This is a genomic window from Pseudoalteromonas shioyasakiensis, assembly GCA_013391845.1.
GTDB classification, from domain to species: Bacteria; Pseudomonadota; Gammaproteobacteria; order Enterobacterales; family Alteromonadaceae; genus Pseudoalteromonas; species Pseudoalteromonas apostichopi.
Genome location: CP058414.1, coordinates 2,838,316 through 2,857,085, shown reverse-complemented (window position 1 = coordinate 2,857,085; position 18,770 = coordinate 2,838,316). Strand labels below are relative to the sequence as shown.

The following is an 18,770-nucleotide window of genomic DNA, read 5'->3' as shown; positions in this document are numbered from 1 at the left end:
TTTCTGATTCTGTTTTTTAAGTATCCAATCCATTGAAAAGTTAGATTTTTATATCCATTATAAGATTGAGAAGAGGTGAGGGTCTTTGGCAACCCCCATTCAAACTCTGAAGGGGAATGGATTTATAATTTTTTTTATTTCAAACAACCAACTGAACAGCATCAATAATCGGTTTGTTTTCTATATCAATGGTGTCGATAATATGTTTGTGTAGGCGCTTTTTGTGCTCTGCGAAAATAGCACGTTTTTTATCGAACTGGCTGGCAAATTCGAGGGCGGTATTAAATAAAGTTTCGTTGTCTGGGCAGGCTTGTTCGATTACATGATCAGTGGCAAGTTCGCCTGCGGTAACGCGGCGCCCTGTTAGCATCATCTCGTTAAAGCGATAGTCTGGAATGGCTTTTTTAATAAAGGCGAGCATACCTGGTAAAAACGGGATTGATAAGTCGACTTCTGGGAAACAGAAAAAACCACGATCGCTTTGCATAAACCTAAAATCACAAGCACACGATAAAATTGCGCCGTTACCAAAAGCGTGGCCATTGATCGCTGCAATAACTGGCATTGGGAAGAGTAATAAGCGTTTAAATACAGCATCCATTGAATGCATAAAGCCACTTACTTCTGCAAATTTTTGTGTTTTTAATGCGGGCATAAGCCAATCAGTATCTATGCCCAAACTCCATGATTTTTCGCTGCTTGAAGTGATCACTAGTGCTTTGTGCTCAGGGTTACTTTCGATTTCGTCAAGGCAAGTTAAAAAAGCCTCTGCAAAAGCAGGGTTGTGGCGATTTTCAGCTGTTGTCATCGTTAAAATAGCAACAGATCCTTGTGTACTTATATTCATCAGTGTCATGCTACGCCTTTATTTTATTGTGTCGTGGGCATAGTTATATACCATCGCCTTGACAAAATAAACCACAAGTCTGACCAGTCGTGAATTTAGGGGCACTTCTCTTTTGGTTGATATGGTCTTTTAGTCGAAAGGGTTTTCCAATTTGTCGCTAATAGTGATTAGTCATGGTAGCTTTAGGTTAAACACATTATTTAAAGCAGAACAATGGATTTGATCAGTTGGCAGTTTTTTGGTGGAGATTTATTAAGTCCGATCAGCACAATAATGCTCATTGTAGTTGCGGGCTTTACTTCAATGATTTCAGCGGCTTTTGGTGCAGGTGGTGGGTTAATGCTGCTGGTGATCATGGCATCAATACTACCTATGAGTTTGGTTATTCCTGTGCATGGTTTAGTACAATTAGGCTCGAACGCAAATCGCTTTTTATTCACGTTTAAACATATTGATACGTCGATGTTTGTGTACTTCTCTTTAGGGGGAGTCATCGGGGCGTTGGTTGCCTCAACGATTGTCACATTAATACCGCTTGAATTAATGAAAATAGTGGTCGCTGCCTTTGTGCTTTATTTACTGTGGGGTGTGACGCCAAAGCTTAGAGAAACCTCAAAGTTATGGCGCGTTCTTGCAGGGCTTTGGACCACGTTTATCTCGATGTTTGTAGGAGCAAGTGGGCCTTTGGTTGGCAGCTGCTTATATGTAAATAATTATAATAAGCTTAAATTTACCGCCACATTTTCAAGCTGTATGACAGTGCAACATACCTTAAAAGCGATTTTATATGGGGCTGTGGGGTTTGCATTTTGGCAGTGGTTGCCTTTGGTTATGCTCATGATAATGAGCGGTGCATTAGGCACTTGGCTTGGCCTTAAGTTATTGCACCGCATTTCGTCAGACAAATTTAAAAAGATTTTTCGTTTAGTGTTAACAGTGCTTTCCCTGCAACTCGCGTGGCAGGGGATCATGGCTTTTAATATTTAAACAAACCCAGTTTGGCAACGATGCCATGTTCTAATTCATTGAGTTGGCCTATGGTGTTATCAAGGTGCTGAGCTTCTTGCGATAGGCTCTTAGCGCCTTGGTTAATAAGCTGCATAGTATTTAAGATATCAGCGGTAACACTGGTTTGCTCTTCAGAACTTGCTGCAACGCTCTCGTTCATTTGATTAATGGTATTGATTTGTTTAGCAATATCTTTAAATACCGCTTGGCTTTTTTGATTCGCTTGGCTCACTTTATCGCTGAGTGACTTACTTTGCTCTGTTGCTGTTACGCAGTCAGAGGTATTATTGTGTAGCGATACAATAATCGACTCAATCTCAGACGTTGAATCATAGGTTTTACTAGCAAGCGCTCTTACTTCATCGGCCACCACGGCAAAACCACGGCCAGATTCACCAGCACGAGCCGCTTCAATAGCAGCATTTAGAGCCAGTAAATTGGTTTGCTCAGCAATACTTTTTATAACATCGAGCACTTGGCTAATTTCATTACTGCTGGCGTTTAACTGTTTTACTACGTTTGATGTGTGGTCGAGCTGTGCTGCTAACTCATCCACCATGTTACCATTGGCATTCATGTTTTGTTCGCCCTGCTGGCATAAGCGATGTACGTCGGTTGTTTGCTGCGCGGTTTGATTAGCTCCTTGCGCAATTTCTTTGGTTGCCTCACTTAACTGACTAAGCGCATTGGTTGCAGAATCTGTGCGGTTATATTCAAGCTCGGCTTCGTTTTTAGAGCGCACTGAGGCTTCGTTTACTGTGCTGGCAATCATTTCAAGCTCGCTGGCTGTGCTGCCTAACTCAGTGATGATTTCTTGCACCTGCGCTATAAATCGATTGAAACCATCAACTAAATAGCCAATTTCATCACTAGATTGATAGCTAATGCGTTTTGTAAGGTCGCCTTCACCTTTGACAATTTCATCAACAAGGCTGTTTACGCTATCGATAGGTTTTATCACTAACAGTCGCACGATATAAATAATCACCGCACCCAAGGCGATAAAAGAGACCAGCAAGGTAATAAACATGGTGCGTGTCGACTCAGTAATGGTGCTATGCAGTGCTTGTTGTGAGTAACCAATTTTTATATGGCCAATTAAATTATCTAAATAGTGTAAATCAATAGTTTTGCTAACTGATGCGTTATTGCTTTGCTTAGTGATAGCGGCAAGTGGCTTATTACGATGATCTGTCACTGAAATGCTATGTACATGTTTGTTTTGCGAAAAGGCTTTAATAATCTGATTGATTAACGGCTCGTCATAAGAGAATACCGGTTCAGCTAAAATAACCTGCATTTGCTCATTAAGGGCAGTGATGTCTTCTTGCCATTGTTGTGTTTGATTCGATTTTGCAAGTAGGTAGTTTGCGCTGATCACAAAGATCACGCTAAGTAAAAGGCACAAAGACAGTGCCAAGGTCATTTTATATTTTAATGATTTCATTGTGCGCTCATTGAAATGGGTTAAACCACAAAGGGCTATTTTTATTAGGTGTGTTCGACGATAGCGTTGGGTTATCTAGCTCAATAACGCGACGCGAGCTTAAGTTGGCTTTTGATAAAACCATTTGTACTTGGCTGTCTGCCAAAAACATCGCGTTAAATGTGCCATCTTCAATCATCTCTTTTAGGGCATCATTTAATTGCTTGTGTAGTGTGTGATTGTTTTTGTTGACGAAAAAGTAAAGAGGGGCGGTGTATTTAATTACCAAGTGTGGTTCAACCGTAAGGTTAAGTTCTGAGTGGTTGGCAATTTCATCCCAAGGCTCATTCACACCACGTGGGAAGTAATCAAAACGCTCGCCTTCAAGCATAGGGAATAAGTTAGGGTATTTTAATGTGGTAACAACGGGCAATTGGTTCGCTTTTAATATTTTAGTATCTGGCCAAGTTTTACCTTGCCCAGCGGTGAAGCGTTTTAAATCTTGCAAGCTATTTACCGAGCTAAACAGCTCGCGGTTTTGAGCTTTTACAATTGCTACTCGCATGCCAAGTAAGCCACGAAACAAAGGAATATAAACGGCCTGATAATCTTGCTCTAACTGAGTTGATGTCATGCTCCACATCACATCAAGCTGGTTGTTTTTTACATCGTTTAGGATACGCGCGTTAGAGATATCTTTATTGGTTTCGTAAGGGTGAACATAATCTAAGCCAGCCCGTTCAATGGCGCTGATCAATAATTTGTGGGGAAGGGAGGTATCGCCACTGTAGCTCTGTACTTTTACCGGTGCGGCATAACAAGCAGATGTAAAAGCAAAGCAAAAAAGAAAAGCAAAATGACGCATAAAGCACCTTTGTTATTATTATGTAAACAATAAACTAAAGTGCTTTACGCGCTTTCTCAATCTTATTTCTTATGCATACGTATTCATACCAATCCGCAATAATACTTAATCATTTTGAGGGATTAAACCTGTCGCTATCTGCGTTAAAAATTTCTGATTTAAACAACTAAATAACGAAATTTTTGCCTTGCTATCAACAAGGTTTTCTTGCCTCAAAATAGACCACTTAATTAAGCAAATTGGTATCAATCGTTCAGTAGACTGTCGATTGACTTATCACCATTAAATAATTCAAACACTTGTGGTTTTTTCGGTGTATGTTCAGCAAGGTATAGCAGGGTATCTGCTACATCTTCACGGTTGATCACCGCATCTTGGCGGGTTGCAGGTCGCGTAGTTGTTAATAATCCAGTTGCTGCATCATTTTTCAGTGTGCCGGGTCTGACTATGCTGTAGTTTAATTCGCTATTGATCAAATGTTGATCAGTCATGTGTTTTGCAACTAAATACGGTTTTATACTGCTTTCGATATTATCTGGGGCGTCAGCGCCAATTGAACTGACTATAATAAAGTGCTTAACTTTGGCATCAACCGCATAATTAATCGCTTTTACTGCAGCCCATAAATCAATCAGTAAGGTTTTATCTGCACCCGTTGACCCACCAGAGCCAGCACTAAAAATAACTTGTTCAACGCCTTCGAAGGCGCGACTAAAATCGTTTTCGAGGTCTTGCTCAACAATCGTTAAATGACTACTTTCAAGCGTGCTCAGCTTGCTTTTATCCCGAACCAAAGCCACCACGTCATGACCACTTGCCAGCATTTTTTCGGTGGTCATTTTACCTATTTGACCCGTTGCACCAATGATTAAGGTCTTCATATCAAACTCCTTCTAATTGCTTTGTAAGTAAAGACCTTGGGGTGTGAATTTATTTTTAAAGGGGAAACTAAAAACGAAATTGTAATCAAGAAAAATAACGGGGCTAATTAAAGCCCCATCGAATCATTAAATTTTATTACGAATTAGGTCGCGTACAATAAAGCGGGCGGGGTGAATAGCTTGACTCACGCGTTCGCTAAATGGTCTTGGTTCATTGTTTAAACAAGCAATTAAATGCTCTGCACATAAAGGGGCACTGCACAGGCCTCTTGCACCAAAGCCAGTGAGTACATGCAAGCCTTGCAGAGGTTTCGTTAAAGTTTGGTACTGATATCGCTTACCTAAGCGAAGATTAGCAAACGCGCTTACATAATCACTTTGTTCAGCCCACTCACCAGCCATGGGTAGATGGTCGATGAAGGTGCATCTTACTGCTGCTTTTGCCGCTGTTATCTCACCTAAGGTCGTTGCAAACTCGCTGTCTGTGTAAAAACTTAATAGTTGTTCGCGATTGGTGTGGTTGTCTTGCTCTTTAACTTCACGGCTTTTTGAGTTTTTTTCAAAGGTCGCGCCCATACAATGATGACCCTGATATTCAGGGGTAAAATAGCCCTTATGGCAAAGCACGGTCTTTAGGCGTTTTGACTGCTCGCTTGCTTGCACATGCGAGACTTGGCCGCGCACACCCACAACGGGCAGAGCGCGAGTTTGACTGAACTGATCGCTGTGTTCACCAGCACAGTTAATTACATCGCTAAATGGTCCGAATGTTTGCTCTTTAGAGTGTAATAACCAGCCATCAGCGGTTTTTTCTAACTTTTCAATATGGCAATTAAAGTGACTGTCCATTTTATTATTGGTAGTCGCACTTAAAGAATTTGCGGCATTAAATAGTGCTTTAACCAGAGCTGGTGGATTTACCCAGCCGCCTTTTGCAAAGAATACACCTGAATAACCCGTATCCACGCCGGCAATTTCGTCACCTTCTTCAGCGCTTACATTACGCATTAATTCAGCTGGCCAAAGCGCTTTATCGGCAAGGTTTTGATGTTTATCTGCTAGACCTTGTTTAACTGCATGTTGCAATACACCACACCACTGGTGAGGGTAGTCAAAACCATCATCAAGTAATTGCTGGTAAAGACGCATCGCATATAAAAAGCTATGGGCAAACATTTCACTGTGCGGTGAATTCTTCGCTTGTAGATGCGGATAAACAGCTCCTTGCACATTATGTGAAGCGCCCATGGCAAGCGCTTCATCTTGGCAAAAAAGCGTGGCTTTTAGGCCTCTTTTTGCCAGTGAATACAGTACACTGCTACTGGCAATACCGCCGCCGATAACAGCTACATTACTCAGTTCACTTTGCTGATGAGCAAAATACGCAGGCCCTGATTGTTGCTCATTAGGTTCGGTGAGCTCGCCAATCAGCATTTCGCGCTTTTTGCCATAGCCTTTTGCTTTACTCATGCTAAAGCCCGCTTCGATGAGTCCTCTTCTTACAAAGCCTGCGGCCGTGAAAGTGGCGAGTGTGGCGTTTGCTCTTGAGATAGCTCGCATCTTGTTGAATAAGCTTTGCTGCCACATATCTGGGTTTTTACTTGGTGCAAAGCCATCTAAATACCACGCATCAACAACCCCTTCGCTTGGGTAGCTCATGGTATCAATACTGTCTTGCACGTCACCAAAATAAAGATCGAGTATTAGTTTGCCGCCTGCAAATTCAAGGCGATGACAACCTGCCAGATTAATAGGGTATTGAGCAATCAGTTGCTCACTATATTCATTTAAATTAGGCCAGGCTTTGAGTGCTTGGGCGAGATCATCACGCTTAATAGGAAACTTTTCAAAAGAGATAAAGTGCAGGCGGTTAACACTTTTTTTGTCAGCTTTTTTACCACTAAGGTCGTGTTGATTTTGAACTTCTAGCTCTGCATGCTGCCTATCAAGGTAAGCAGCAAAGTGTTGCCAAGTATTTAAAAAGTTAAGCCCCGTACCAAAGCCTGTTTCAGCAATCGTAAAGTGGTTACGGTCATGATTTTGTAATCGTTGCGGGATATGGTTTTGTTGATAGAACACATAATGTGATTCGGCTAAGCCATCGTCATTAGAGAAATAAACATCGTCAAACTGATCGGCGACAGGGGTACCAAGGTGATTAAAATGAATATGTGCGTTTTTGATCATGGTTTAACTAATTAACTACAAACTTTTTTCATTATTTTACGTGTTTTCTTTGAAATAGTCTGGCGTTATTTATAAGCTAGACATTCAGAGTACATGTGTACGCTAGAAAGCTGACCACTTCGAAAGTAATTTCAGCGTAAAATAGAACACAATTTAGTATAGAGCTAAGGTAATTACCCATGAGAAGAGCCGTTATTACGGGCATCGGTGTTGTTTCAAGCATCGGTAACAACAAAGAAGAAGTATTAGAATCATTAAAACAAGGCCGTAGTGGTATTGCGTTCAACCAAGAATTTGCTGACTACAACCTACGTAGTAATGTATCTGGCAAAATCGATATTGATGTTAAAGAGTTTGTTGATCGTAAAGCAATGCGTTTTATGGGCGATGCTGCTGCATACGCTTATATTTCAATGTCTCAAGCAATTGCAGATGCAGGCCTTAGTGAAGAGCAAGTTTCAAACGAGCGCACTGGTTTATTAGTGGGTTCAGGTGGTGGTTCATCTAAATGGCAAGTTGAAGCGGCTGATATTTTACGTGAAAAAGGCGTAAAACGTGTTGGTCCATACATGGTACCGCGTACTATGGCGAGTACGACTTCAGCGTGTCTTGCAACACCATTCAAAATTAAAGGTGTTAACTATTCAATAAGTTCTGCGTGTGCGACATCAGCACACTGTATTGGTCATGCGGTTGAGCAAATTCAACTAGGTAAGCAAGACGTAATTTTTGCAGGTGGTGGTGAAGAGCTTCACTGGACACTCGCTATGGAATTCGATGCAATGGGTGCATTGTCTACTAAGTACAATGAAACACCAGAGAAAGCATCACGTACATACGATGCAAACCGTGACGGTTTTGTTATCTCTGGCGGTGGCGGTATCGTTGTTGTTGAAGAACTTGAGCATGCACTTGCTCGTGGCGCGCATATTTACGCAGAAATCACAGGCTACGGTGCAACATCTGACGGCTTCGATATGGTAGCTCCATCAGGTGAAGGCGCAGTTCGTTGTATGAAACAAGCAATGCAAGGCCTTGAAGGCGGTATTGATTACTTAAATACCCACGGTACTTCAACACCTGTTGGCGACGTTAAAGAGCTTGGTGCTATTCAAGAAGTATTTGGTGGTAATTCACCAATGATCAGTGCAACCAAAGCGATGACAGGTCACGCTTTAGGTGCAGCAGGTGTTCACGAAGCAATCTTCTCGTTATTAATGCTTGAGCATAACTTTGTTGCTCCATCTATCAACATTGATGAACTAGATGAGCAAGCTGCAGGTCTAAATATCGTAACTGAGCGTAAAGACGTTGAACTTAACAATGTAATGTCTAACAGCTTTGGTTTCGGTGGCACTAACGCCACACTAGTAATGAGCAAATATAAAGGTTAAACCTCTCCAGTATTTGCTTAAAGCCGAGCAATTGCTCGGCTTTTTCACATAAATAACCCCAAAATCGTCTTAGTTGTTACCTATCCGAATACTGATAAATTCGCTACAATAGCGCCACTTTCTGCCTTTCGGACACACAAATGAAAATTCTTGCAGATCAAAATATGCCATTGGTTGAGCAGTACTTTGCCGATTTTGGTGATGTTGAGCGATTTGATGGTCGTAGTCTACAGCCAGAGCAGCTTGTCGGGGTCGATATTTTGTTAACCCGCTCTGTTACGAATGTAGATAAAAGCTTATTAACTCAAGCAGATAAATTAAAATTTGTGGGCACAGCAACTATAGGTGTTGATCACATTGATACCGAACTACTCGCTGAGCGAAATATAGCATTTAGTAGCGCACCAGGTTGTAATGCAGTTGCAGTCGCTGAATATGTTATTAGCAGTTTATATTCTTTGAGCCAAGAAAATTCCAGCTCATTACAAGGTAAAACTATAGGTATAGTTGGCGTTGGCAGCATAGGCAGCTGTTTACGTGATAAGCTAAGCCTGCTTGGTATGAATGTGCTGCTATGCGATCCACCAAAACATGAAGCCGGTGAGTTGGCAGAGCATATTGAGTTAGACGCATTATTAGCTCAAGCTGATATCGTAACTTTTCATGTGCCGCTGGTTAAGCAAGGGCCACATAAAACCTTGCACATGCTAGACGAAACGCGCTTAAAGGCACTTAAGCCTGGAATGACTATTATCAATGCAAGCCGTGGTGATGTGATTGATAACAAAGCATTGCTTGCACTGTTTAAACAAGGCGCAAAATTAGATTGCGTGCTTGATGTTTGGGAAAACGAACCCAATATACTGACTCCTCTGCTTGATTATGTGCGTTATGCCAGCGTGCATATTGCAGGGCATACACTCGAAGGTAAGGCCCGCGGTACACAAATGCTGTATCAGAAAGTATGTGAGCTTGAAGGTATCGCAGCACTTAAATCTCTGGACGACTTTTTACCAGAGCCAATTAGTCATTCTGTCACATTAGGTGAAACCTTTAACCAAGAAGATATCGGCCGCTTGGTGCACTTAATTTATGATGTACGTCGTGACGATGGCATTTTACGAAGTAAATTAGCAAGCGAAGGCTTTGATAGTTTGCGTAAGAATTACCCGCCACGACGAGAGTTTAGTACTTTGTCGGTGGCTGCTAACAGTGCATGTGAAGGCGCATTAGCTGCACTGGGATTTAGAATTAACGAATAAAGTCATTTGCTTTATTCAAAAGAGGAAAACACATGTCGCAAAAATTTAATGTAGCCGTATTAGGTGCCACAGGTTTAGTGGGTCGTCAAATTATCGAAACTTTGGAAGATCGTAAGTTTCCGGTAGACCAATTATTTTTACTCGCGAGTAGCCGTAGTGCCGGTGAAGAAATTCAATTTCGCGGTGAAAGCCTTGAAGTAATCGATGTTGAAGAGTTTGATTTTAGCCAAGCTCACATTGGTTTATTTTCAGCAGGCGGTAGTGTCTCTGAAAAATACGCACCCATTGCGGCAGACGCAGGCTGTGTGGTGATTGATAATACATCACACTTTCGTAATGACTTTGACGTACCATTAATTATTCCTGAAGTGAATGCATCAAGCTTAGCGGATTTCAGAAACCGCAACATCATTGCAAACCCTAACTGCTCAACTATTCAAATGTTGGTGGCGTTAAAGCCTATTTATGACGCTTATGGTATTGACCGCATTAACGTATCAACTTATCAAGCAGTATCAGGTGCGGGCAAAGAAGCGGTTGATGAACTAGCTAAACAAACAGCGAACTTAATGAATGCACGCCCAATGGATAATGCCGTTTTCCCTAAACAAATCGCCTTTAACGTGATCCCACAAATCGACAGTTTTGAAGATAACGGTTATACCCGCGAAGAAATGAAAATGGTCAACGAAACACAAAAAATCTTAGGTGATAACAGTGTTGTGGTTAACCCTACTTGTGTTCGTGTACCCGTGTTCTTTGGTCACAGTGAAGCGATTAATATTGAAACGCGTATGCCGGTAGATATCGAACATGTTAAGCAGCTACTAAACGATACACCAGGTGTAGAGTTTATTGAAGACTTAGCCGATTATCCAACAGCGGTGTCAGACGCCAGTGGTAATGACACGGTTTACGTGGGTCGTTTACGTGCTGATATTTCGCATCCACATGGTTTAAATATGTGGGTTGTTAGTGATAACACGCGCAAAGGTGCAGCAACAAATAGTGTGCAGATTGCTGAAGAGCTAATCGCAAATTACTTGTAAACTGATGATTTAGGCTGAGCTAAATTTGAGAAAAAGCGGCAATTTGCCGCTTTTTTTGTGAATTCACTGCCAAATTATTGCCGCATACGTTGTAAAAGCGTATAAACTTAACGATAACAATAAAAAAGCCTCTCAGCCGCTATTATTTAAGCTATTTACTATCAAGGTGTTGCAATAGATATTGCAAGGCAACTAAGTTATAGTTTGCAGCTGGAATAGAGCTTGCAAGAAAACATAATTAAGAATCAATTCTGCAAGAATTACTTGATGTTTAAGCAACTAAGGTTGCTGTGTTAACATTTAAAACATAAAGGATCAGCATGCGCGGTTTAGCAACACTCTTCATATTAGCGTCTGCATTGGTGGTAACACCGACATACTCTGATGAAGGCACCACACTTAAAGGCCCTAAAGGTGTCGATTACGGTGCGCAGGGGCGCTCTATTGGTCCAATTAAACCGACCGATACATTATGGCGCATTGCCGCTAAAATTCGCCCTGACAACTCTGTAAGTATTTATCAGGTCATGCAAGCTTTGTATGACAAAAACCCATCGTCATTTTTAGACCAAAACCTTAATCATATGCGTGATGGCGCATATCTAAAAATCCCAACTATTGCCGAAATGCGTGCGGTCAATCCGACGCTAGCAAAAGCGCGTTCTGAACAAGATGATGAACTATGGGAAAAGAAGAAAAACGGTACTTTGACTACCGCTGAAATCAATGAATCACAAAAGAAAGTCACCCAAGCCCGTAAAGTTGATGTAGACGAAGCAAAGCAAGAGCTTAAGCAAGAAATCAACACCATTAAAACAGAACAGGGCACGCAGCTTGTCGAGTTACAAAAGCAGTTTAAATCGTCGGTTGAAAATGTTGAAGAAATCTTAGCAGAGAACAATAAGCTCAAAAAACAACTTACAGGTATCTCTAAAGAGCTTGAAACCGTTCGAGATCAACTTGGTCAAGACAGTGAAATTCAAAAGCAGCTGAAAGAACTGATCACTAAACAAAATGAAATCATAGAGCAGCAAAAAGCAAAAAAGATTGAAGAGGACAGTGGGTTCAACTTTTCGGATTTACTGAGTAACCCATTTGTTCTCGGTGCATTAATGTTTATTCCTGCATTACTAATCATTGCTGCTGTTGTGATGTTTTTGAAAAAACGTAACAACTCTAGCGATGACACTGATGGCAGTGACGACGATGAATTTTTACCACAAAGTCCAAGTTATAATCCTGATGATGAGTTAGAGTCGATAGTAGAAAGTGATCCACTAGTTCCAGATCCGGTTGAAGAAAATGACGACTTGAGTGTTCGTTTAGATGATGACTTAGACCAAGACATGTTGCCAGATGATGACATCATTTTTGACGACAGCATTGATGATAGCTTTGATGAAGACGACAGTGTTCTAAATCAAGATGAGCTAGAAGGGCTATTAAGTGATGACATCGAGTTTAATGATGAGTCTTCAAGTAATGCTGACGATGATGATTTAGATGCATTTTTGCAGCAAGATTTCGATCAAACCGATGACGACAGTTTGGGTGATGAAATTGATCTTGATAGTGGGCAGCCTCAAGCTGATTCATCTGGTGATATTTTAAGTGCTGACGATATTGACGACTTATTTGATACTGATGAAGATGACTCGTTAGATAACGCGAATGATGAAATGGCAGCGCTTAGTGAAGAGCTCGCAGAAGATGACGCTGAAGATGATTTTGACATTGATAGCTTAATTGATGAGCAAAATAACACAGATTCTAATCAAGAAGTAAACCTAGACGATATTGATGATTTACTAGATGAAAATAATGATGCCGCAACAACTAACGTTGAAGCAGAACTTATTGATGAAGATGATTTCGATATCGACAGCCTAATTGATGAAGCGCAAACAGAAGAGCCAGCAGCCGAAGCGAATGATGCAATAGAAAACGACGATCTTGATGATGCGCTGGATGTTGATGACATTGACTCGCTATTAGATGAAGTTCAAGAGGAACAAGCTCCTGTCGAAGAGACAAGTGCCGATGAACTCATTGATGAAAACGATCTTGATATCGACAGCCTAATTGATGAAGCGCAAACAGAAGAACCAACAGCTGAAGCGAATGATGCATTAGAAAACGATGATCTTGATGATGCACTGGATGTTGATGACATTGACTCGCTATTAGATGAACTTCAAGAGGAACAAGCGCCTGTCGAAGAGACAAGTGCCGATGAACTCATTGATGAAGATGATCTTGATATCGACAGCTTAATTGATGAAGCGCAAACAGAAGAGCCAATAGCTGAAGCGAATGATGCATTAGAAAACGATGATCTTGATGACATTGACTCGCTATTAGATGAAGTTCAAGAAGAACAAGCGCCTGTCGAAGAGGCAAGTGCAGATGAACTCATTGATGAAGATGATCTTGATATCGACAGCTTAATTGATGAAGCGCAAACAGAAGAGCCAACAGCTGAAGCGAATGATGCAGTAGAAAACGATGACCATGATGATGCACTGGATGTTGATGACATTGACTCGCTATTAGATGAAGCACAAGACGATCCAGAGCCACAAGAAGAGCAAGAACCTGAAGCAGAGCTTGTTGAAGAGCTAACCGAAGAACCTAGTACAGATGATTTAATCGATGAAGACGAGCTTGATGATGCTCTTGATGTTGACGATATTGACTCGTTATTAGATGAAGCACAAGACGATCTAGAGCCACAAGAAGAGCAAGAACCTGAAGCAGAGCTTGTTGAAGAGCTAAGCGAAGAACCTAGTGCAGACGATTTAATCGATGAAAATGAGCTTGATGATGCTCTTGATGTTGACGATATTGACGCGTTATTAGATGAAGCACAAGACGATCTAGAGCCACAAGAAGAGCAAGAACCTGAAGCAGAGCTTGTTGAAGAGCTAACCGAAGAACCTAGTGCAGACGATTTAATCGATGAAAACGAGCTTGATGATGCTCTTGATGTTGACGACATTGATTCATTATTAGATGAGGCACAAGAAGAGCAAGAACCTGAAGCAGAGCTTGTTGAAGAGCTAATCGAAGAACCTAGTGCAGACGATTTAATCGATGAAAACGAGCTTGATGATGCTCTTGATGTTGATGTTGACGACATTGATTCATTATTAGATGAAGCACAAGAGCCAGAACAAGAATCCGCTGAAGAGCCTACCGAAGAGCCTATTACAGATGATTTAAGCGATGAGTTTGATACTGATGACATCGACTCATTACTCGATGAAGTTGATGCAGAGTCAGAAGAACCTGAGTTAACAGATGATAGTGATTCAGATATTGATGACAATGCTGCGCAAGATGATGAACTAGATGTAGCAGATATCGACTCTTTGCTTGATGAACAGAGCAGTGATGAGCAGGACTCTGACGTTGATGATGAGCTAGAAGAGCTTATTCAGCAAACAAATGAGCTGAAGCAAGACACCGAAGCGCAGATCTCAGATTTAAGCCATGAACAGAGTGACAGTGCAGAGCATGATGAGAATCTACAAGAGTCGCTAGAAGATTTAGCCGATGCAGATCAAGCTGTTGATGACATGAATGTTGAATCGATTGCCTCTGAGTTGGTTGATGACGCGGATGATAGTGACGAAGTTGATATTGATGAGGCGTTAAATCAAGAGTTTAATGAAGATAGCGATGAGCTATTAGATGAAGATGATAGTCTAGATGAATTTGATGATTCATCACTGAAAAGCGTTGATGAGTTATTAAATGAAATTGGTGAAGAAGATGATTATGTCGAAGCACCAGATTGGTCAATAGATGAACCAGAGCAAGACATTGAAGAAGTTGAAATTGATTTAGGCGATGATCCACTTGCAGATGAAGACCTAACCGATGAATTTGATTTAACTGCCGATGAAGAGCCATTACAGCAAGATACGGTGACTCCTAGCCAAGAGTTGGAAGAGTATCCAGAACTTGAGCTAGATGAAGCAGGTTTTGAATTAGATGAATCTGATGAAGACACTTCTAATCAGTTAGACGAAGATGAGCCATTACAGTTAAGTCAGGCAGAGCAAGACCTTGCTAACTCATTAGCAACGGGTAATGAGCTTGGTCAGTTAGACGATGATTTTGATGATGACATCTTGCTTGATAATGAATTCACAGAAGATGATGTTCTTGATTCTGGTGGCGACTTGCCGGAACAATCAGAAAACGAAGGCACAAAAGAGTTAACTAGCGAAGAGCCAATTGATGATGAGGTTGCTGAAAGCCAAGACGAATTAGAGGATTTCCCTGAATTCGAATTAGACGATATTGAACTTGATGATGCTGCAGAAGCTGAGCAAACATTAGCTGATATCGAGTCTAATTTAGCTGACGAGGCTGATTTAAGTGAGCTGTCAGATGATGAAATCGATGATGATTTTATGGCTGATCTCACTCAAACAGACTTTGATGCGCTGTTAAATGAATTAGCAGAGCCAGATGAAGCTGATATTGCTGATGCCAGTGAATTTGATGTTGATTTTAATGCCCTATTAAATGAAGACTTACAGGGTGAAAGTCAACAGACAGTTGAACCTGAAGTAGCGGTCTTAGAGGATCAAGATGAACAAGCGCAACAAGCTACAGCTGATGAGTTTGTAGATATTGATTCATTACTTGAACAAAGTGATGATGAAGCTCTAGACCATGAACCTTATGACGAGGTTGATATGGATGTAGGATTGAGTGATTTTAATGACTTACTTGCAGGTGATAATCCAACTGATGTTGATGCCGAAAGTGGTGGTTACTCAGCTAAACTGGACCTAGCAAGGGCATATATCGAAATAGACGACTTTGATGCAGCACTGCAAGCTATTGAAGATGTGATAGCGAATGGCCCTGATGAAGTGCAAGAAGAAGCACAGTCATTAAAAGCTAAGATAAGTGAGTAATATTAATCAATAAAAAACCGAGCTAATAGCTCGGTTTTTTATATCTAAGCGAAGGCTATTGCTTGTCTTGTAAGCGGCGAGCTTTGAAGTCAGACTCGGCTTTCCATTTTGGCCAATCACCGTTATTAGCAAGCTTGGCTGCAATATCAACGATCAGTTCAATATCTTGCTCAACACCACCCATAGACCACTCGGCTGAATAGTCGTCAGCTTCTTTATGATATTTATGAGCAATATAATCAGGATCTGTATCGCCTAGGCTCATAAATAGTAAGCTTGGAACGCCTTGTTTAGCTAGAGAGAAGTGATCAGAGCGGAAGAACAAACCATTTTGAGGACGAGGGTCCATTTTTACATGACGACCTTGTGCTTTAGCTGCATCTGCAAGGTAGTCTTCCATCTCAGACATGCCTTTACCGTATTGCAATATGTAGTCAACGCCGTCTAGCACGTTCATACCATCAATATTAAGCAACGCGACCATTTGTTTGGTTGGTACAATTTCGCCAGTCGCAAATTGCTGAGAACCAATAAGTCCCGTTTCTTCAGCCGTAAAGTTGGCAAAGATAATAGAGCGCTTGAATGGCTTGTTCTTATGCATTTCGGTAAGAATTCGGGCTATTTCCACTGTTGCTGCACTACCTGATGCATTATCTACAGCACCATTATAGATTTTTACGCCGTCATCAGTTTGCTTCGTACCAAAGTGGTCCCAGTGTGCGCCAATTACAATGTACTCATCAGGAGTTTCACTGCCTTTTAGGGTTGCAACAACGTTATGCGACTGAGCTTGAGAGATATCACTTTGCAGTGTCAGCTCTGCCTTAGCGTTTAAATCTACGGGTTTAAAATCTGCTTTTAATGCATTGGCTTTTTCAGTTTGATAATCAAGACCGGCTTGAGCAAAGATTTCATTTGCAGCTTGCTCATCAATCCAACCCATAACAGGAATGTCGGAAACATTTTTCTCTTGGTCGATTAAGGTATATTTACTGCCAGTGTTCGAGCTTTCAACTACGCTCCAAGGGTATGCCGCAGGAGCTGTTTCGTGAACGATGAATACCGCTTTTGCGCCTTGTCGTGCACCTTCTTCATATTTGTAAGTCCAACGGCCGTAGTAGGTCATGGCATTACCTGTGAAAAGTGCTTCGTCTTGGGTCGCAAAACCTGGATCATTAACAAGTACGATAATGGTTTTGCCTTTGACATCAATATCAGCAAAATCATCCCAGTTATATTCTGGTGCATTAATGCCATAGCCAACAAACACAACATCAGAACCATCAATATTAATCTCAGGGTTAATTTGCTGAGTGCGGGCGGTAAAATCACTGCCAGCATTAAAGCTTAAATCACCCACTTTTAGGGTCATGTTTTGATCTGGGGTGAGTTTTGCCATAGTAACTGGCTGTAAAAACTCGCCATTATAACTACCTGTTAAGCCGAGTTTTTTATACTCGTCAGCTAAATAGTTAATGGTCAGCGTTTCTCCTTCAGTCAAAGGGCCACGGCCTAAGAATTCATCAGAGGCAAGTGTTTTAATATGTGAGCGCACATTGGCAATGTTAACGGCTTCATGGTTTTCAGCACTTGGCTTATTAGCGCTAGATATTGGTTGCTCAGAGCAGCCGAATAAACCAACTGCAAGTGCCAAGCTTGCATATTTAAGGTGAGTTGTCATAGTTTTTCTGGTTGATTGCACAAGGTTTCACTATATGGGACGAGAAGGGGGGCTGTCCAGAAAGAGTCTGCAAATAACTAATTATTCAGGATGAAAGGGTAATGATGCACTTTTATACTAGTCCGCAATAATACTTAACCATTTTGAGGGATTAAACCTGTCGCTACTTGCGTTAAAATTTCTTATTTACGACGGCATGGATGCAGAAGGTAGCATGCAGGAGCAATTGTCGATCACAACTAAATAACGAAATTTTTGCCTTGTTATCAACGAGGGTTAATTGCCTCAAAATAGACCACTTAATTGAGTGAATTGGTATTACTCTATCAAGTGAACTATTAAGTGTTATTAATCTTGGTATCTTGAGTTCTAAAACCTCGGCAACGACTGGATACTGAATGATACTTGCGCTTGGTATGCTTTTTGTTGAGGGGTTAATTGGGTCATATCAAGATAGAGTGGCGATTGCTAACCATTTTTGAAATCTCAATTTTTATTATAAGTAAATGTCCTGTGTAGTTTTTTGTGGCTTGTTGTAAAAGTAAACTGTCTAGTGCATTTTTTGTTTTTACGGTACACTAGTAACTTGATTGGAGGGGCACATGAAACTATCACAAAGAAAGCGATTAGATATTTTGAATGCAGCAGAGACATTATTTTTTCAGCAGGGTGTTGAGCATACAAGTATGGATCAGGTTGCAAGCTTGGCGGGCGCCTCTAAGCGTACGGTATATAACCACTTCGAAAATAAAGATGTGTTGTTCCAGGCTATTCTTGTGTTTATGTTTGAAAAAGTACGCCAAGAGCAAGCTGTTGTGTTTGATGCTTCTTTGCCAATAGCAGAGCAGTTAACCTGTATTGCCGAGCAAGAAGTAGCGCTACTAACCTCTGAAGAGTTTTTAAAAGTGGCGAAAGTAGCCTTCATGCAAATGTTAAAACAGCCTGATTTAGCTAAATCATTAGCTAGTAACAACATGGGCTGCATGCAAGATCTCGTGTCGTTTTTAGAAGCTGGAAACCAAGCGCAGGCTTTAAATATTGATGATGTTGAGTTCGCTGCAAAACAATTTGTATATCAATTAAAGTCCTTAATTTTTTATCCATTGCTGTATGGCTTTGAACGTCAAGCTGGCGACTCTGATAGTAAAGTGATTAGTGAAACCGTGAAATTGTTCTTAGCGCGATATGGGCGCTGATTGTCTGTTTCATAAAAAAAGCCCGCTTGATGCGGGCTTT

At 41.1% G+C, this 18,770-nt stretch carries 12 protein-coding genes; 6 read left to right on the top strand and 6 right to left on the bottom strand.

Going from position 1 to position 18,770, the window contains the following annotated elements; translation table 11 throughout:
- Positions 1-139 precede the first annotated feature (139 nt).
- Entirely contained in the window at positions 140-856 is a 717-nt protein-coding gene (locus HYD28_13075; protein ID QLE09808.1) for an enoyl-CoA hydratase/isomerase family protein, read from the bottom strand.
- Positions 857-1,060: 204 nt separating this feature from the next.
- On the opposite strand from HYD28_13075, the gene HYD28_13070 reads away from it, so the two are divergent.
- Positions 1,061-1,834 (top strand): sulfite exporter TauE/SafE family protein, encoded by a 774-nt coding sequence (locus tag HYD28_13070; GenBank protein ID QLE09807.1) that lies wholly within the window; start codon positions 1,061-1,063, stop codon positions 1,832-1,834.
- Here the strand turns inward: HYD28_13070 and HYD28_13065 are convergent.
- The 4 genes from HYD28_13065 to mnmC form a co-directional block, all read right to left on the bottom strand.
- Complete coding sequence (locus tag HYD28_13065; protein ID QLE09806.1) at positions 1,824-3,302, bottom strand: methyl-accepting chemotaxis protein; 1,479 nt, start codon at positions 3,300-3,302, stop codon at positions 1,824-1,826. The genes HYD28_13070 and HYD28_13065 overlap by 11 nt on opposite strands.
- 7 nt (positions 3,303-3,309) lie before the next feature.
- Positions 3,310-4,146 carry a transporter substrate-binding domain-containing protein gene (locus HYD28_13060; GenBank protein QLE09805.1) on the bottom strand — a complete coding sequence of 279 codons (837 nt, stop codon included), beginning with the start codon at positions 4,144-4,146 and terminating at the stop codon, positions 3,310-3,312.
- A gap of 245 nt (positions 4,147-4,391) precedes the next feature.
- Complete coding sequence (locus HYD28_13055) at positions 4,392-5,027, bottom strand: SDR family oxidoreductase (protein ID QLE09804.1); 636 nt, start codon at positions 5,025-5,027, stop codon at positions 4,392-4,394.
- Between the two features lie 126 nt (positions 5,028-5,153).
- A complete protein-coding gene (mnmC, locus tag HYD28_13050; GenBank protein ID QLE09803.1) occupies positions 5,154-7,214 on the bottom strand; it encodes a bifunctional tRNA (5-methylaminomethyl-2-thiouridine)(34)-methyltransferase MnmD/FAD-dependent 5-carboxymethylaminomethyl-2-thiouridine(34) oxidoreductase MnmC in 2,061 nt (686 codons plus the stop codon).
- Positions 7,215-7,393: 179 nt separating this feature from the next.
- Here mnmC and fabB point away from each other — a divergent pair, with 179 nt between their 5' ends.
- From fabB to HYD28_13030, 4 genes are all read left to right on the top strand, one after another.
- A complete protein-coding gene (fabB, locus tag HYD28_13045) occupies positions 7,394-8,608 on the top strand; it encodes a beta-ketoacyl-ACP synthase I (protein ID QLE09802.1) in 1,215 nt (404 codons plus the stop codon).
- A gap of 140 nt (positions 8,609-8,748) precedes the next feature.
- Positions 8,749-9,870 carry a 4-phosphoerythronate dehydrogenase gene (locus HYD28_13040; GenBank protein ID QLE09801.1) on the top strand — a complete coding sequence of 374 codons (1,122 nt, stop codon included), beginning with the start codon at positions 8,749-8,751 and terminating at the stop codon, positions 9,868-9,870.
- A 32-nt stretch (positions 9,871-9,902) separates the two neighbouring features.
- Positions 9,903-10,919, top strand: a complete 1,017-nt coding sequence (locus HYD28_13035) for an aspartate-semialdehyde dehydrogenase (GenBank protein QLE09800.1) — start codon at positions 9,903-9,905, stop codon at positions 10,917-10,919.
- Positions 10,920-11,239: 320 nt separating this feature from the next.
- A complete protein-coding gene (locus HYD28_13030; GenBank protein QLE09799.1) occupies positions 11,240-15,853 on the top strand; it encodes a hypothetical protein in 4,614 nt (1,537 codons plus the stop codon).
- A 55-nt stretch (positions 15,854-15,908) separates the two neighbouring features.
- On the opposite strand, the gene HYD28_13025 is transcribed toward HYD28_13030, so the two are convergent.
- Positions 15,909-17,534 (bottom strand): M28 family peptidase, encoded by a 1,626-nt coding sequence (locus tag HYD28_13025; protein QLE10559.1) that lies wholly within the window; start codon positions 17,532-17,534, stop codon positions 15,909-15,911.
- A gap of 602 nt (positions 17,535-18,136) precedes the next feature.
- Here HYD28_13025 and HYD28_13020 point away from each other — a divergent pair.
- Positions 18,137-18,730, top strand: coding sequence for a TetR/AcrR family transcriptional regulator (locus HYD28_13020; protein QLE09798.1), 594 nt, complete (start codon positions 18,137-18,139; stop codon positions 18,728-18,730).
- Positions 18,731-18,770: the final 40 nt, after the last annotated feature.

Bases quoted from the DNA above. Each gene is read 5' to 3' on its own strand.
- HYD28_13075 (QLE09808.1), bottom strand. From the start codon at position 856: ATGACACTGATGAATATAAGTACACAAGGATCTGTTGCTATTTTAACG.
- HYD28_13070 (QLE09807.1), top strand. From the start codon at position 1,061: ATGGATTTGATCAGTTGGCAGTTTTTTGGTGGAGATTTATTAAGTCCG.
- HYD28_13065 (QLE09806.1), bottom strand. From the start codon at position 3,302: ATGAAATCATTAAAATATAAAATGACCTTGGCACTGTCTTTGTGCCTT.
- HYD28_13060 (QLE09805.1), bottom strand. From the start codon at position 4,146: ATGCGTCATTTTGCTTTTCTTTTTTGCTTTGCTTTTACATCTGCTTGT.
- HYD28_13055 (QLE09804.1), bottom strand. From the start codon at position 5,027: ATGAAGACCTTAATCATTGGTGCAACGGGTCAAATAGGTAAAATGACC.
- mnmC (QLE09803.1), bottom strand. From the start codon at position 7,214: ATGATCAAAAACGCACATATTCATTTTAATCACCTTGGTACCCCTGTC.
- fabB (QLE09802.1), top strand. From the start codon at position 7,394: ATGAGAAGAGCCGTTATTACGGGCATCGGTGTTGTTTCAAGCATCGGT.
- HYD28_13040 (QLE09801.1), top strand. From the start codon at position 8,749: ATGAAAATTCTTGCAGATCAAAATATGCCATTGGTTGAGCAGTACTTT.
- HYD28_13035 (QLE09800.1), top strand. From the start codon at position 9,903: ATGTCGCAAAAATTTAATGTAGCCGTATTAGGTGCCACAGGTTTAGTG.
- HYD28_13030 (QLE09799.1), top strand. From the start codon at position 11,240: ATGCGCGGTTTAGCAACACTCTTCATATTAGCGTCTGCATTGGTGGTA.
- HYD28_13025 (QLE10559.1), bottom strand. From the start codon at position 17,534: ATGACAACTCACCTTAAATATGCAAGCTTGGCACTTGCAGTTGGTTTA.
- HYD28_13020 (QLE09798.1), top strand. From the start codon at position 18,137: ATGAAACTATCACAAAGAAAGCGATTAGATATTTTGAATGCAGCAGAG.